Raw genomic sequence first — 13,943 nt, forward strand, 5'->3', positions numbered from 1 at the left:
TCAGCTGCGGTCGGCGCTCTTCGCGGACCGCTCCGCGGGAGCGCCGATCCGGCCGGAGGCCCATTCGGTCACCCGGCGGGCGACGTCCTGGGCGGTGAGGCCGATCCGGGTCAGCACTTCGTCGCGGCTGCCGAGGTCGTGGAAGGTCTGCGGGACCGCCAGGTCGCGCAGCGGGACGTCGCACTCCGCGTCGCGGAAGACCGCCGCCAGGGCCGAGCCGAAGCCGCCGTGGCGGCCGCTGTCCTCGACCGTCACCACCAGCTTGTGCTGCTCGGCCAGCGCGACCAGCTCCGCCGGCACCGGCAGCACCCAGCGCGGGTCCACCACCGTGACGCCGATGCCTTGGTCGGCCAAGCGCGCCGCGGCGGCCAAGCCCAACGTGGCGAACGCGCCGACCGTGACCAGTAGGACGTCGGCGCCTTCCTTCGGGCGGCGCAGCACGTCGACCGTGCCGAGCCGCTCGACCGCCGTGACGTCGGTGCCGACCTTGCCCTTGGAGAAGCGCAGCGCGGTCGGGCCGTCGTTGATCGCGACGGCTTCGCGCAGCTCCTCGCGCAGCGTGGCCGGGTCGCGCGGGGCGGCGACGCGCATGCCCGGCACCATGCCCAGCAGCGACAGGTCCCACATGCCGTGGTGGCTCGGCCCGTCCGGCCCGGTGATCCCGGCACGGTCCAGCACCAGCGTCACCGGCAGGCGGTGCAGCGCGACGTCCATCAGGACCTGGTCGAACGCGCGGTTGAGGAACGTCGAGTAGATCGCGACGACCGGGTGCAGCCCGCCCATCGCGAGGCCGGCGGCCGAGGTGACGGCGTGCTGCTCGGCGATGCCGACGTCGTACCAGCGGTCCGGGAACGCCTCGGCGAACTTGTCCAGCCCGGTCGAGCGCAGCATCGCCGCGGTGATCGCGACGACGTCCTCGCGGTCGGCACCGATCTTCGCCAGCTCGTTGCCGAACACGCCGGTCCAGCTGGGGCCCTTCACCGGCGGCAGGCCGGTCTCCGGGTCGATCGGGTCGGTCTGGTGCATCTGGTCGTGCTCGTTGTTCACCGCGGGCGCGTACCCGTGGCCCTTCTCGGTGACCACGTGCACGATCACCGCGCCGCCGAACGCCTTCGCGCTCTGGAACGCCTTCTCCAGCGCGGCGAAGTCGTGGCCGTCGACCGGGCCGAGGTACTTCAGGCCGAGGTCGGAGAACATCGCCTGCGGGCTCAGCGCGTCCTTCAGGCCGGCCTTCGCCGCGTGCAGGGCGGCGTAGATCGGCTTGCCGACGACGGGGGTGTGCTTGAGCAGCTCGCGGCCGCCGTCGAGGAGCCGCTCGTACCCGGGTTGCAGGCGCAGCGCGGCGAGATGGTCGGCGAGCCCGCCGATGGTCGGCGAGTAGGACCGGCCGTTGTCGTTGATGACGATCACGACCGGGCGATCCCGGTGCGCGGCGATGTTGTTGAGCGCCTCCCAGCACATGCCGCCGGTGAGCGCGCCGTCGCCGACGACGGCGACCGCGTGCCGCTCGTCGTCGCCCAGCGCGAACGCCTTCGCCAGTCCGTCTACATAGGACAGAGCCGAGGAGGCGTGACTGCTCTCCACCCAGTCGTGCTCGCTCTCCGCGCGCGACGGGTAGCCGGTGACGCCGCCGGTCTGGCGCAGCTTGTCGAAGCCGTCCGCCCGGCCGGTGACGATCTTGTGCACGTAGGCCTGGTGCCCGACGTCCCAGACGATCGCGTCGCGTGGCGAATCGAACGCGCGGTGCAGGGCCAGCGTCAGCTCGACGACGCCGAGGTTCGGCCCCAGGTGCCCGCCGGCCCTGCGGACCTTGTCGACGAGGAAGTCCCGGATCTCGGCCGCCAGTTCGCCGAGGTCCTCGACACTCATGCGCTTCAGGTCCGCCGGTCCGCTGACGGACTCCAGCATCGTCACTCGTCTCCACCTCACCTGATCGACAAACCCCGCGTTCCGGCCAGTCTACGGAGACCCGCCACCACGCCACCGCCCGCCGCGTCCGGCGTCACAGGCGGAGCGCGATCACGAGTCATCACGCGGGGTGAACCTCGTCTCCCCGCGCTGCTGTGGCGGTCACGCGGCGTGGCCACGAGAATGGGTGACATGGCGGACTTCTTCATCGGTGGCGACTGGGTGGACGCGGCAGGCGGCGGACGTCGCGAGATCCGCTGCCCGGCCGACGGCACCCTGGTCGCGACGGTCGCCGAGGGCACCGCCAAGGACACCGAGGCCGCCATCGCCGCGGCGCGGCGCGCGTTCGACACCGGCCCGTGGCCCGGCACACCCGCGCACCTGCGCGGTGACCTGCTGTTGCGCACCGCCGACCTGCTGGACCGCGACGCCGAGGCGTTCGCCAGGGCCGAGTCGCTCGACACCGGCAAGCGCCTGGTCGAGAGCCGCTACGACATGGCCGACATCGCCGCCTGCCTGCGGTACTTCGGCAAGCTCGCGGCCCAGGACGCGGGCCGCGTCGTCGACACCGGCAACCCGGACGCCTTCAGCCGGATCGTGCACGAACCGGTCGGCGTCTGCGGGCTGATCACACCGTGGAACTACCCGCTGTTGCAGACCGTGTGGAAGATCGCGCCGGCGCTGGCCGCGGGCAACACGTTCGTGCTCAAGCCCAGCGAGCTGACGCCGCACACGTCGATCCTGTTCCTGAAGCTGCTCACCGAGGCGGGCCTGCCGCCCGGCGTCGCGAACCTGGTGCTCGGCGCCGGTGCCGAGGTCGGCGCGCCGCTGGCCGAGCACCCCGACGTCGACCTGGTGTCGTTCACCGGCGGGCTGGCGACCGGCAGGGTGATCGCCGCGGCGGCCGCGGGGACGGTCAAGAAAGTGGCCCTGGAGCTGGGCGGCAAGAACCCGAACGTGGTCTTCGCCGACGCGGATTTCGACACGGCCGTCGACTACGCCCTGACCGCGGTGTTCCTGCACTCCGGCCAGGTCTGCTCGGCGGGCGCGCGGCTGATCGTGCAGCGCGAATGGCACGACGAATTCGTCGCCGAACTGGTGCGCCGGGCCGAGCGGATCCGCCTCGGCGGCCCGTTCGACTCCCGTGCGGAGACCGGGCCGCTGATCTCGGCGGCGCACCGCGACAAGATCGAGCGGTACGTCGCGGCGGCGCTGGCCGAGGGCGCGGTGCTGCGCACGGGCGGCCGCCGGCCGGACGACCCGGCGCTGGCCGACGGCTTCTACTACCTCCCGACCATCCTGGACCAGGTGAAACAGGGCTCGTCGGCGGTCGTCGACGAGTCGTTCGGGCCAGTCCTGACCGTCGAGACGTTCACCGACGAGGACGACGCCGTCCGCATCGCCAACGACACCCACTACGGCCTGGCCGGCGCGGTGTTCACGCAGGACGCGGGGCGGGCGCAGCGCGTGGCCGGCCGGCTGCGCCACGGCACGGTGTGGATCAACGACTTCCACCCGTACCTGCCGCAGGCCGAGTGGGGCGGCTACAAGCAGTCCGGGTTCGGCCGCGAGCTGGGCCCGACGGGCTTGGGCGAGTACACCGAGACCAAGCACATCTACCAGAACCTGCGCCCGGCGCCGCAGCACTGGTTCGCCGGCTGAGCCCGTCCGCTGTCGCCCGATCGGGATCCACCGATCGGCCCAGCCGCGGGAGCCGGAGCGTGGACGCCGCGGGCCTCGAGAGTGGCGATGACGGCGACGGCTTGCCCGCGGCGTTCGCGGTGCCCCGGTCAACTGACCCACCGCCGTGACCAGGCCGGTCACCCTCGACGCGGCCCGGTCGGAAGAGCGAGATCGGTCACCGGGACAGGGTGACGGCCACCACCGGCAAAACTCAGGACAGCAGCGCCACGCACTCCACGTGGTGCGTCATCGGGAACGCGTCGAACGCCCGCAGCGCCGTCAGCGCGTAGCCGTGCGAAACGAACGTCGCGAGGTCGCGGGCCAGGGCCGCCGGGTCGCAGGCGACGTACACGATGCGGTCCGGCTGGCCGGCCACGATCGACTCCACCACGGCCTTCCCGGCGCCCTTGCGGGGCGGGTCCAGGACGACGACGTCGACCGGCTTTTCCGCCGCGGACAGCACGTCCTCCACCCGCCCGGCCTGCCACGAAACCTGCGGCAGGTCCGCGAGGTTGTGCTCGCCGTCGGAGACCGCGCGGCGGCCCGACTCGATCGCCAGCACCCGCCCGGATTCGCCGACCTGCGAAGCCAGCACCGACGCGAACAGCCCGACCCCCGCGTAGAGGTCCCAGGCCGACCCGCCGACCGGCGCTTCCGCCCACTCCGCCACCACCGCGGCGAGCGTGGACGCCGCCGCCGGGTGGACCTGCCAGAAGCCGTGCGCGTCGAGGCGCCAGTCGCGGCCCGCGGCGTGCTGCACCGCCACGCCGCCCGAGAGCTGCCGGGCGCGGACCTTGCCCCGCACCGTCGACAGCTCGCGGACGTGGGTGCGACCGTCGCCGTCGCTGGTCACTTCGAGCTCGCTACCCGGTCGCCAGCGCCGCGCGAGGACGTCTTCGAGCTCGCCCGGCACCGCGATCGGGCAGTCCTCCAGGGCCAGCACGCGGTGGCTGTGGTGGGCCCTCAGGCCCGCGCGCCCGTCGTGCCCGGCGACCAGCCGGACGCGGCTGCGCCAGTCCAGCGGCCCGCCTTCGAGGGCTTCGACGACGACCTCGCGCTCGATGCCGGCCAGCCGCTGCAGCTGTTCGGAAACCACCGCGGCCTTCAGCTCACGCTGGTACGCGGGCGACGCGTGCTGCCAGTCGCAGCCGCCGCACGCGCCGGGCGCGGCGAGCGGGCACGGTGGCGTGACCCGGTCCGGCGACGGCTTGAGCACCTCGACCGCGTCGCCGCGGCAGAACGAGCCGCCGTTGTCCTCGGTGACCTCGACGCGCACGTGCTCCCCGGGCAGCGCGTGCCGGACGAACACCACCCGTCCGTCGGCGCGGGCCACACAGTGGCCGCCGTGCGCGACCGCACCGACCTCCACCTCGAGGACTCGGCCTTGCCAGGACGTCATTCAGCGGGCTCCTTGGGTTTCGCGACGGGCTTGGAGACGGGTTGGGAGACAGGTTTGGGAACGGGCGGGGTGCCGCCGGGGGAGAATCCGCGCCGGACGTCGCCGGCGGCCGGCCGTTCGTTCCGGACGCGCGCGGCCGCTTTGGCGGAGGACTCCAGCTGCCACGGCACGCTCGCCACGATCACCCCGGACTGGAACAGCAGCCGGCCCTTGAGCCGCAACGCGCTCTGGTTGTGCAGGACCTGCTCCCACCAGTGGCCGACCACGTACTCCGGGATGAACACGGTCACGACGTTGCGCGGGTTGTCGCCGCGCACGCGCTTCACGTAGTCGAGCACCGGTTTCGTGATCTCGCGGTAGGGCGATTCGACGACCTTCAGCGGCACCTTGAAGTTGTGCGCGTCCCACTCGGCGGTCAGCCGCCGGGTGTCGGCGTCGTCCACGTTGACCGTGACGGCTTCGAGGACGTCCGGGCGCATCGCCTTGGCGTAGGCCAGCGCGCGCAGCGTCGGACGGTGCAGTTTGGACACCAGCACGATCGCGTGGTTGCGCGAGGGCAACACGGTCGGGGTGTCGCCCAGGTCCTTCAGCTCGTCGGCGACGCGGTCGTAGTGCTTCCGGATCGCCGTCATCAGCACGAAGATCGCGATCATCGCGGCGATCGCGATCCACGCGCCCAGCAGGAACTTCGTGATCAGCACGATCACCAGCACGACGCCGGTGCAGGTGAGGCCGACCGCGTTGACCGTCTGCGAGCGCCGCATCCGCCGCCGCACGCCGGGGTCGGTTTCCTTGGCCAGCAACCGGTTCCAGTGCCGGATCATGCCGGCCTGGCTCACCGTGAACGACACGAACACACCGACGATGTAGAGCTGGATCAGCCGGGTCACCTCGGCGTCGAACGCGATGATCAGCACCAGCGCGAACGCCGACAGGAACAGGATCCCGTTGGAGAACGCGAGCCGGTCGCCGCGGGTGTGCAGCTGCCGCGGCAGGTAGCGGTCCTGCGCCAGGATCGAGCCCAGCACCGGGAAACCGTTGAACGCGGTGTTCGCGGCCAGCAGCAGGATGATGCCGGTGGAGAAGGAGATGTAGTAGAACGCCGGCGGGAAGTCGGCGAACACCGCGTGCGCGATCTGCGCGACGATCGTCTTCTGCTGGTAGCCCGCGGGCGCGCCGACGAGCTGCTCGGCCGGGTCCTCGGCGAACTTGACGTCGGTGATCGTGGCCAGGGTGATGATGCCGACGAGCATGGTGACCGCGAGCAGGCCCATCATCAGCAGCGTGGTCGCCGCGTTCTTCGACTTGGGTTTCTGGAACGCCGGGACGCCGTTGCTGATCGCCTCGACCCCGGTCAGCGCCGCGGCGCCGGAGGAGAACGCCCGCAGCACGAGGAACGCGTACGCGACGCCGGCGAAGGTCCCCTCGGCCGTCAGCGTGAAGCCGGCGCTCTCCGCCTTCATCTCGGTGCCGGTCGCCGCCTGGAACAACCCCCAGACGACCATGACCAGAATGCCCAGGATGAACCCGTACGTCGGGATTGCGAAGGCTTTCCCGGATTCGCGGATGCCGCGCAGGTTCAACGCGGTGAGCACCGAGACGATCACGATGGACGCCAGCACCTTGTGCTCGGCGACCCAGGGGACGGCGGACCCGATGTTGGCCACACCGGACGAAGTGGACACCGCGACCGTGAGCACGTAGTCGACGAGCAGCGCGCTCGCGACGGTCAGCCCGAACTTGCCGCCCAGGTTCGTGTTGGCGACCTCGTAGTCACCGCCGCCGCTCGGGTAGGCGTGCACGTTCTGCCGGTAGGACGCGACGACGACGAGCATCACCAGCGCGACCATGATGCCGATCCACGGCGCCAGCGCGTACGCGGAGAGACCCGCGACGCTCAGCGTCAGGAAGATCTCTTCCGGCGCGTACGCCACGCTCGAGAGCGCGTCGGACGCGAAGATGGGCAGCGCGATGCGCTTCGGGAGGAGCGTGTGAGCGAGCCTGTCACTGCGGAACGGACGTCCGAGGACCAGGCGTTTCAGCACGGTCGGGAACTTCGACACCACGAAAGACTAGCTGCCGGGGTGCACGGTAGGTTCGGCGCTGGCATGTCGGGGTAGCAACGGACGGGTAACCGCCGAACGAGGAGGCAGGGCGTGCACGTGGTGATCATGGGATGCGGCCGGGTAGGCGCGTCCCTGGCCGCTGCGCTGGAGCGGCTCGGCCACGAGGTGGCCGTCATCGACAAGAACCAGCAGGCGTTCCGCAGGCTGGGCAGCGACTTCCACGGCCAGCAGGTCGTCGGGGTCGGGTTCGACCGCAAGGTGCTGATCGAAGCCGGGATCGAGCGGGCCGGCGCGTTCGCCGCGGTGTCCAGCGGCGACAACTCCAACATCATCTCGGCGCGGGTCGCGCGCGAGAACTTCGGCATCGAGCACGTCGTGGCGCGGATCTACGACCACAAGCGCGCGGCCGTCTACGAGCGGCTGGGCATCCCGACGGTGGCGACCGTGCCGTGGACGACCGACCGGTTCCTGCGCACCCTGCTGCCGGACGGGGTCGCGTCGGCGTGGCGGGACCCGTCGGGCAACGTCGCGATCCTGCAGCTGCCGCTGCACGAGGGCTGGGTCGGGCACTCCGTGAAGTCCCTGCAGGAGGCGAGCGGCGCGCGGGTGGCGTTCATCATGCGCTTCGGCACCGCCGTGCTGCCGGAACCCAGGACCGTGCTGCAGGCCGACGACGACGTGTGGGTGGCCGCGCGCTCCGGCACCGTCAGCGACGTGGGCAGTGTGGCCAACCGCGAACCGGAGGACGAGGCATGAGGGTCGCGATTGCCGGCGCGGGCGCCGTGGGCCGCTCGATCGCCGCCGAGCTGATCGACGGCCGGCACCAGGTGATGCTCATCGAGCGGGAGGCCGACCAGTTCGAGCCGCACACCGTCGAGCAGGCCGACTGGGTGCTCGGTGACGCCTGCGAGGTGTCGATCCTCGAGGAGTCCGGCATCGAGCAGTGCGACGTCGTGATCGCCGCGACCGGCGACGACAAGGCCAACCTCGTGGTGTCGCTGCTGGCGAAGACCGAGTTCGCGGTGAAGCGCGTCGTGGCCCGGGTGAACAACCCGGCCAACGAGTGGCTGTTCACCGACGCCTGGGGCGTCGACGTCGCGGTCTCGACCCCGCGGATGCTCGCGGCGATGGTCGAAGAGGCGGTCAGCGTCGGCGACCTCGTCCGGTTGATGACGTTCCGGCAGAGCAACGCGAACCTCGTCGAGCTCACCCTCCCGGAGGAGACGCCGCTGGCCGGGAAGCCGGTGAGCGAGCTGGCGCTCCCCCGCGACGCGGCGCTGGTGACCATCCTGCGCGGCGACCGCGTGATCGTGCCGCAGCCGGAGGATCCCCTGGAGCCGGGCGACGAGCTGCTGTTCGTGGCGACGTCCGACGTCGAGCCGGAGATCCGCACGGCCCTGGGCTACTGACAAAGCCGTGAAGGCCTCCTTACCGGCTCTTACGACCGGCAAGGAGGCCTTCACGGCTTTGGGGAGAATCAGGCCTCGGGGGCCGCGTACTTTTCGCGGAGCCGGGCTTCGACCTCGGCGTCGGTCTCCGGTGCCGGCTCGTCCTCGGCCATCGCCTTGAGGCGCTTGTCGGACCGCCGGACCGCCCAGACGACCACCAGCAGGCCCAGCGCGTAGAGCGGGTAGCCCATGGCGATCTTCGCGAAGGCCAGCCAGCCGGTGTAGTCCTCCTGGTAGAGCCACCGCTGCACGACGAACCGGGCGGCGAAGATCGCCGCCATGGCCAGCGTGGCGACGTCGTAGCCGTAGCGGGACGGCTTGTCCTTGCGCCACGCCTGACCGGTGCCGTTGAGCATGTTCCAGACGACGCCCGCGATCGGGTAACGCACCACCACCGACAGCACGAAGATGCCGCAGTAGACGAGGCTCGCGTAGATCCCGAAGAGGAAGAACCCCTTCGCGGACCCGGTGCGGTAGGCGATGAACGCCGCGATGGCGACGCCGAAGAAGCCGGAGATCGCCGGCTGCAGCGGCTCCTTGCGCACCAGCCGCAGCACGGTGATCGCCACCGCGCTGCCGATCGAGGTCCAGATGGCCGCGGTCAGGCCGAAGAAGGAGTTCGCCAGGACGAACACGATCACCGGCAGCGACGAGTAGATCAGGCCGGACACGCCGCCCATCTGCTCGAGCAGGGTCGGCTGCGGTTCATCGGAGTCGCCGGAGTCGCCGGTCTTCTTCTCGCTCGGGGCGGGATCAGTCACGATAGGTGATCAACTCACTGGGCTCTGGAGTTCGTAATAGGGGTTGTACAGCACCTTCTGGCCGTCACGCGTCGCCATCCGGCCCCGCACCTTGATCGTCCGGCCCGGTTCGATGCCCGCGATCCGGCGGCGGCCGAGCCAGATTAGCGTCACGCCCTGTGTCCCGTCGAACAGCTCCGCCTCCAGGGTGGCGGCTTCGTTGGTCGGGCAGAGCTCGACGCTGCGGAGTCTCCCCATCACGGTGACCTCTTCGCCGGAGCGGCAGTCGCAGGCGCGCTGCGCGCCTTCGGCGTCCGACCTCATCGACATCTCGTCGGCGTCGAGATCCTCGACGTCGCTGGTCAGCTTGCGAACCAACCGGCTGAAGTAGCCGCCGTCTTTGGCGGACATAGGTGCTCCTGTGCTCCGGGGCCCCCGACTTGGTCTTTGCGGCCCGAACGTTTCCAGCGTACTGCGGTCCCCGTCAGGGAAACGCCTTTGCGCAAAGATCGCAACGTGACGTCCGTAATCCCGGTTCCCGCCGCCGTGCTGCTCCCCGGCACCGGCTCCGACGAGGTGTTCGTCCGCGCGGTCTTCGCCGGCCCGCTGCGCGCCCTCGGCGTCCCGCTGCTCACCCCACCCCCGCCACCAGGGGCGGAGCTGGCCGACGGATACCTGGCGATCCTCGACGCGCTGGCGGACGAACACGGCGAACTGCTCGTCGGCGGCATTTCGTTCGGCGCCCACCTGGCCGCCGAGTGGGCCGTGCGCAATCCGGGCCGTTGCGGGGGCCTGCTGGCCGCGCTCCCGGCCTGGAACGGCGATCCGGGCCTGGCACCCGCATCACAGGCCGCGACGCTGTCGGCGGATCTGGTGGCCCGTTCCGGGGTCGACGCCGCGCTGGCGCACACCGCCGGCAGCCCGGACTGGCTGCGGGCGGAACTCGACCGCGCGTGGCGCCGCCACGGCGACGGCCTGGCGGCGGGCCTGCGCGTCGCTTCGGCCCGCCCGTCACCGTCGCCGGCCGAGCTGGCGGGGCTGGACGTCCCGGCGGGCGTCGGCACGTGCACCGACGACCCGATACACCCGACGAAAGTCGCATCCGAGTGGGCCGCGGCGCTGCCCCGCGCGTCCCTCGGCGAGACGACGCTGGCCGCGCTGGGCGCCGACCGCGAGTCCCTGGGCCGCGCGACCGTGCTCGCCTTCCTGAGGGCGTGCCAAAGTCCGTGAAGGCCTCCTTGCGGGACTCTGAGTCCCTCAAGGAGGCCTTCACGGACTTTCGAGTGGGCGGCTAGCCCTGCTGCTGGGCGGCGATGTGCTCGGCGACCGCGTCCGGGAGCGTGATGGTCAGCGGCGTCCGGACCGGCATCGGCGCGTCACCGCGGTCGACGATCGTGCGCCGGACGATGTCCCGCAGCACCTCCACCGCCGCCGCGGCCTCCGACTGCGGCCCGGCGATGACGCCGCGCAGCATCCAGCGCGGCCGGTCGATGCCGACGAAGCGCAGCGAGACGTCGCCGACGATGGCCGAGATCTCCAGGCCCCACACGCCGCGGCCGATGTTGACCTTGGCGCCGTCGGCCCGCAGCTGGTCGGCCAGCTCGGCGCTGACCTCCCGCCACAGCCCGCCGGTGCGCGGCGCGGCGTACGCGCTGACCGTGATCTGGCCCTGCTCGGTGACGACGTGCACGGCCCGCACACCGCCGGTCTCCGGGTCCATCTCGACCTGGACCTGCGACCCGTCGGGCACCGGCACCTTCACCGAGCCGAGGTCGATCCGCGGGACGCTGTCGTCCTCGAAGTCCGCGACGTCGAACGGGCCGTCGGAGACGTCCGACAGCTCGGAGTCCTCCGAGAACGACTCGTCCTCGATCGTGTCGTCGGCATCGGGCGCGGCGTGCCGTCCCGCGGACCCGCCCTCGGTCCGCCGCTTGCGTCCGAAAATCCCCACTACTTCTCCGTTCCTTCCCCAGCCCCGGCGCTCGCGGCGAGCGCGTCTGCTCCCAGTGTGGCGTGTCCGCCGGTGGAGCCGTAGCCGCCGGCGCCCCGTTCGGTCGCGTCGAGCTCGGCGACCTCGACGAACTCCGCGTGCTCGACCCGCTGCACGATCAGCTGGGCGATGCGGTCGCCGCGCGTGAGCTTCACCGGGTGCACCGGGTCGTGGTTGATCAGGCAGACCTTGATCTCACCCCGGTAGCCGGCGTCGATCGTGCCCGGGGTGTTGACCACCGAGAGGCCGACCCGGGCGGCCAAGCCCGACCGGGGGTGGACGAACCCCGCGTACCCCCGCGGGAGCGCGATCGCGACGCCGGTGCCGACCACCCCGCGTTCCCCGGGTTCGAGCACGATATCCGAGGTCGTGACGAGATCGGCGCCCGCGTCGCCCGGTCGGGCGTAGGCGGGCAGCGGGACATCCGGGTCGAGCCGGGAGAGGAGTACCTGAACGCTGGACACGGGCGGCGAGATTACTCTCTACCCGTGGGTGAATCAGCGAAGACGGCCTCGAGCGCCGCAGTCCGGCACTCCGAGCGGCTCTACGTCCCGTGGTGGGGCTGGCCGCTGCCGGTCCTGGGCGCGATCCTGCTCGCGGCCGAGATCGACCTCGGCTACCCCGGGATCCGGGCCTGGCTGCCGTACGTGATCGCGCTGCCGGTCGTGGTGGCACTGCTGCTGTCGCTCGGCAAGTCCCGGATCCGCGTCACCGGCGGCGACGAGCCCGAGCTGTGGGTGGGCGACGCCCACCTGCCGCTGCGCTACGTCGGCGAGGTGGAGATCTTCGACAAGGACGCCAAGCGCAAGGCGCTCGGGCGCGACGGCGACCCCGCGGCGTACGTGCTGCACCGCGGCTGGGTCGGCCCGGCCGTGCGGATCCGGCTCACCGACCCCGCGGACCCGACGCCGTACTGGCTGTTCAGCACCCGGCACCCGGGCAAGGTCGCCGAGCTGCTCAAGGGCGCCTGAGCGCCCGGGACACGCGGACGTGGAAGGGGGCCGGCCTGCCGGCCGGCCCCCTTGTCCCCAGCGCGCTTCGAGCCCTCCCCTGATCCCTCAGGGCCCTCCGTCGCGTCTGTTCGTCCCCTGAACCCCTGGTCCGAGCTCCCGCGCCTCAGGCGCAGTCGCGGCAGATCAGGCGTCCACCACTCTCCTCGGCCAGCCTGCTGCGGTGGTGCACCAGGAAGCAGACGGAGCAGGTGAACTCGTCCGCCTGCTTCGGCACCACCTTCACGGTCATGTCCTCACCGGAAAGCCCGGAGAGGTCGGCACCCGGCAGCTCGAAGTTCTCGGCGGTCGCGTCCTCGTCGACGTCGACGACGCCGGACTGGTTCTCGTTCCGCCGGGCCTTGAGCTCCTCCAACGAGTCTTCGGCCAGCTCGTCGGCTTCGCTGCGGCGCGGAGCGTCGTAGTCGGTAGCCATGTGTCCCTCACCCCTGCGATCAGCTTGTGTAGTCGTTTTCCCGGACCCCCGGGTGCGCCCGCGAGTCCGCCGTGCCGCTGGTCAACGTTCCAGGGCCGCTGTTTGTGCCCGGCGGCCGGAGTGACCGAGGTCTCTCTCGTTTTGGGCCTCGTCCTGCGGCCGGAGCCCGGGAAGGGTAGCTCACGCCCTCGCGGGTTCTGCAACGAGTCAGACATTGCCGGTATTCCGTCACCCGACAGGGGGAACCCGCAGGTAAGACGCGTTGTCGTCCATTCGGGTTGCCCCCGGGTGGAGAACTTCACGAGGGGCCCGTGTCCGCTTGCCCCGGCCGACCCCCGCGTGGTGCGATCGCCGCACGGGGACGAGGCCCGGGCGCGGCCCGGGACAGCCTGCGGGGCCCGGGAAACCGGCGGGGTGACCCGGACCCGCGCACGCGGGTCGCAACGCCTAGGCTGATCCGCCACGACGGTGCCGACGAGCAGCCGTCGGGTTCTGGGTTCGGGAAGGGACGGGCAGGTGGCGTCGGGGAACGGCATCGGGGACCGTGCGGCGCGGCCGTACCGCAGGCACAAGCCGCTGCCGGCGCTGATCGTCATCGGCGTGCTGGCGCTCGGCGCGATCATCGTGTGGATCAACGCCGCGGTCGGCAAGGGCGACGTCGACGAGGCCGTCCGGTGCGACCCCACGGCCAGCCCGCCGCCGGGTGTCACGTTCAGCACACTCCCCCACAACGCCCTCGACGACCGCGCGCCGGTCCCGCCGGACAAGGTCCCGGTGACGGTCCTCAACGCGTCGAGCACCCGCGGGCAGGGCAGCATCACGACGACCGCGCTGCGCGAGCTCGGGTTCACCAACACCGGCGAGCCGGCCAACGACCCCGCCTACGAGAACCGCGTGGCGAAGTGCCGCGGCCAGATCCGCTTCGGCGAGAACGGCCGCACCGCGGCCCGCACGCTCGCCCTCGTCGTGCCGTGCGCCGAGCTGGTCCAGGACAACCGCAAGGACACGAGCGTCGACCTCGTCACCGGCAGCAACTTCGGCGACATCCGCCCGCGCGCCGAGGCCCGCCAGGTCCTCACCCAGCTCGCGGATTGGTCCAAGACCCACCAGGGCGGCGGCGGCAACGAGCAGTCGGCGGGCGCCCAGGCCCCGGTGATCGACCAGACGCTGCTGGCCTCGGCCCGCGACGTCCAGTGCTGACCCGCTGCCCCTGACCCTCTGACCCACCCCGAGCGCCCCAAGGCCGCCTTGGGGCGCTTGAGCCGGACCAGGACGAAGGCCGTG

The 13,943-nt window shown here is 71.6% G+C and carries 14 protein-coding genes; 6 read left to right on the forward strand and 8 right to left on the reverse strand.

Annotated features, from left to right (window positions below; genetic code table 11):
• Positions 1-1,914, reverse strand: a complete 1,914-nt coding sequence (gene dxs / locus OG494_RS22400) for a 1-deoxy-D-xylulose-5-phosphate synthase (RefSeq protein ID WP_328458718.1) — start codon at positions 1,912-1,914, stop codon at positions 1-3.
• Between the two features lie 186 nt (positions 1,915-2,100).
• Here dxs and OG494_RS22405 point away from each other — a divergent pair, with 186 nt between their 5' ends.
• Positions 2,101-3,570, forward strand: coding sequence for an aldehyde dehydrogenase family protein (locus tag OG494_RS22405; protein WP_328458720.1), 1,470 nt, complete (start codon positions 2,101-2,103; stop codon positions 3,568-3,570).
• Positions 3,571-3,802: 232 nt separating this feature from the next.
• Here the strand turns inward: OG494_RS22405 and OG494_RS22410 are convergent, their stop codons facing one another.
• Positions 3,803-4,990: a class I SAM-dependent RNA methyltransferase gene (locus OG494_RS22410; RefSeq protein WP_328458722.1), complete on the reverse strand. Its 1,188-nt coding sequence runs from the start codon at positions 4,988-4,990 to the stop codon at positions 3,803-3,805.
• Positions 4,987-7,053 carry an APC family permease gene (locus tag OG494_RS22415; RefSeq protein ID WP_328458724.1) on the reverse strand — a complete coding sequence of 689 codons (2,067 nt, stop codon included), beginning with the start codon at positions 7,051-7,053 and terminating at the stop codon, positions 4,987-4,989. Before OG494_RS22415 ends, OG494_RS22410 begins: the two co-directional genes overlap by 4 nt.
• Positions 7,054-7,146: 93 nt before the next feature.
• Between OG494_RS22415 and OG494_RS22420 the strand changes: the two genes are divergently transcribed.
• A complete protein-coding gene (locus tag OG494_RS22420; protein ID WP_328458726.1) occupies positions 7,147-7,812 on the forward strand; it encodes a potassium channel family protein in 666 nt (221 codons plus the stop codon).
• Positions 7,809-8,465 (forward strand): potassium channel family protein, encoded by a 657-nt coding sequence (locus OG494_RS22425; RefSeq protein WP_328458728.1) that lies wholly within the window; start codon positions 7,809-7,811, stop codon positions 8,463-8,465. Before OG494_RS22420 ends, OG494_RS22425 begins: the two co-directional genes overlap by 4 nt.
• 68 nt (positions 8,466-8,533) lie before the next feature.
• Here the strand turns inward: OG494_RS22425 and OG494_RS22430 are convergent, their stop codons facing one another.
• Both OG494_RS22430 and OG494_RS22435 read right to left on the reverse strand, forming a co-directional pair.
• A complete protein-coding gene (locus OG494_RS22430) occupies positions 8,534-9,265 on the reverse strand; it encodes a DUF3159 domain-containing protein (RefSeq protein WP_328458730.1) in 732 nt (243 codons plus the stop codon).
• 9 nt (positions 9,266-9,274) lie between these two features.
• Positions 9,275-9,655, reverse strand: a complete 381-nt coding sequence (locus tag OG494_RS22435) for an OB-fold nucleic acid binding domain-containing protein (RefSeq protein WP_328458732.1) — start codon at positions 9,653-9,655, stop codon at positions 9,275-9,277.
• A gap of 105 nt (positions 9,656-9,760) precedes the next feature.
• On the opposite strand from OG494_RS22435, the gene OG494_RS22440 reads away from it, so the two are divergent.
• Positions 9,761-10,474 (forward strand): alpha/beta fold hydrolase, encoded by a 714-nt coding sequence (locus OG494_RS22440; RefSeq protein WP_442874453.1) that lies wholly within the window; start codon positions 9,761-9,763, stop codon positions 10,472-10,474.
• A 61-nt stretch (positions 10,475-10,535) separates the two neighbouring features.
• Here OG494_RS22440 and OG494_RS22445 read toward each other — a convergent pair whose 3' ends face one another.
• Both OG494_RS22445 and dut read right to left on the reverse strand, forming a co-directional pair.
• A complete protein-coding gene (locus OG494_RS22445) occupies positions 10,536-11,195 on the reverse strand; it encodes a DUF3710 domain-containing protein (RefSeq protein ID WP_328458734.1) in 660 nt (219 codons plus the stop codon).
• Entirely contained in the window at positions 11,195-11,698 is a 504-nt protein-coding gene (dut, locus tag OG494_RS22450) for a dUTP diphosphatase (protein WP_328458736.1), read from the reverse strand. The genes OG494_RS22445 and dut overlap by 1 nt, the downstream gene beginning before the upstream one ends.
• A 24-nt stretch (positions 11,699-11,722) precedes the next feature.
• Between dut and OG494_RS22455 the strand changes: the two genes are divergently transcribed.
• The gene (locus tag OG494_RS22455; protein ID WP_328458738.1) at positions 11,723-12,205 is read left to right on the forward strand and encodes a DUF3093 domain-containing protein; all 483 of its coding nucleotides are present in this window, start codon (positions 11,723-11,725) and stop codon (positions 12,203-12,205) included.
• A 145-nt stretch (positions 12,206-12,350) separates the two neighbouring features.
• Here the strand turns inward: OG494_RS22455 and OG494_RS22460 are convergent, their stop codons facing one another.
• Positions 12,351-12,659, reverse strand: a complete 309-nt coding sequence (locus OG494_RS22460) for a DUF4193 domain-containing protein (RefSeq protein ID WP_086676737.1) — start codon at positions 12,657-12,659, stop codon at positions 12,351-12,353.
• A 516-nt stretch (positions 12,660-13,175) separates the two neighbouring features.
• Between OG494_RS22460 and cei the strand changes: the two genes are divergently transcribed.
• Positions 13,176-13,859: an envelope integrity protein Cei gene (gene cei / locus OG494_RS22465; RefSeq protein ID WP_328458745.1), complete on the forward strand. Its 684-nt coding sequence runs from the start codon at positions 13,176-13,178 to the stop codon at positions 13,857-13,859.
• Positions 13,860-13,943 lie beyond the last annotated feature (84 nt).

It is taken from the genome of Amycolatopsis sp. NBC_00438, from assembly GCF_036026695.1.
Lineage (GTDB): Bacteria > Actinomycetota > Actinomycetes > Mycobacteriales > Pseudonocardiaceae > Amycolatopsis.

What these genes read in the sequence shown, in the direction of transcription:
- OG494_RS22405 (WP_328458720.1), top strand. Translation starts at nt 2,101, where the DNA reads ATGGCGGACTTCTTCATCGGTGGCGACTGGGTGGACGCGGCAGGCGGC.
- OG494_RS22410 (WP_328458722.1), bottom strand. Translation starts at nt 4,990, where the DNA reads ATGACGTCCTGGCAAGGCCGAGTCCTCGAGGTGGAGGTCGGTGCGGTC.
- OG494_RS22425 (WP_328458728.1), top strand. Translation starts at nt 7,809, where the DNA reads ATGAGGGTCGCGATTGCCGGCGCGGGCGCCGTGGGCCGCTCGATCGCC.
- OG494_RS22435 (WP_328458732.1), bottom strand. Translation starts at nt 9,655, where the DNA reads ATGTCCGCCAAAGACGGCGGCTACTTCAGCCGGTTGGTTCGCAAGCTG.
- OG494_RS22460 (WP_086676737.1), bottom strand. Translation starts at nt 12,659, where the DNA reads ATGGCTACCGACTACGACGCTCCGCGCCGCAGCGAAGCCGACGAGCTG.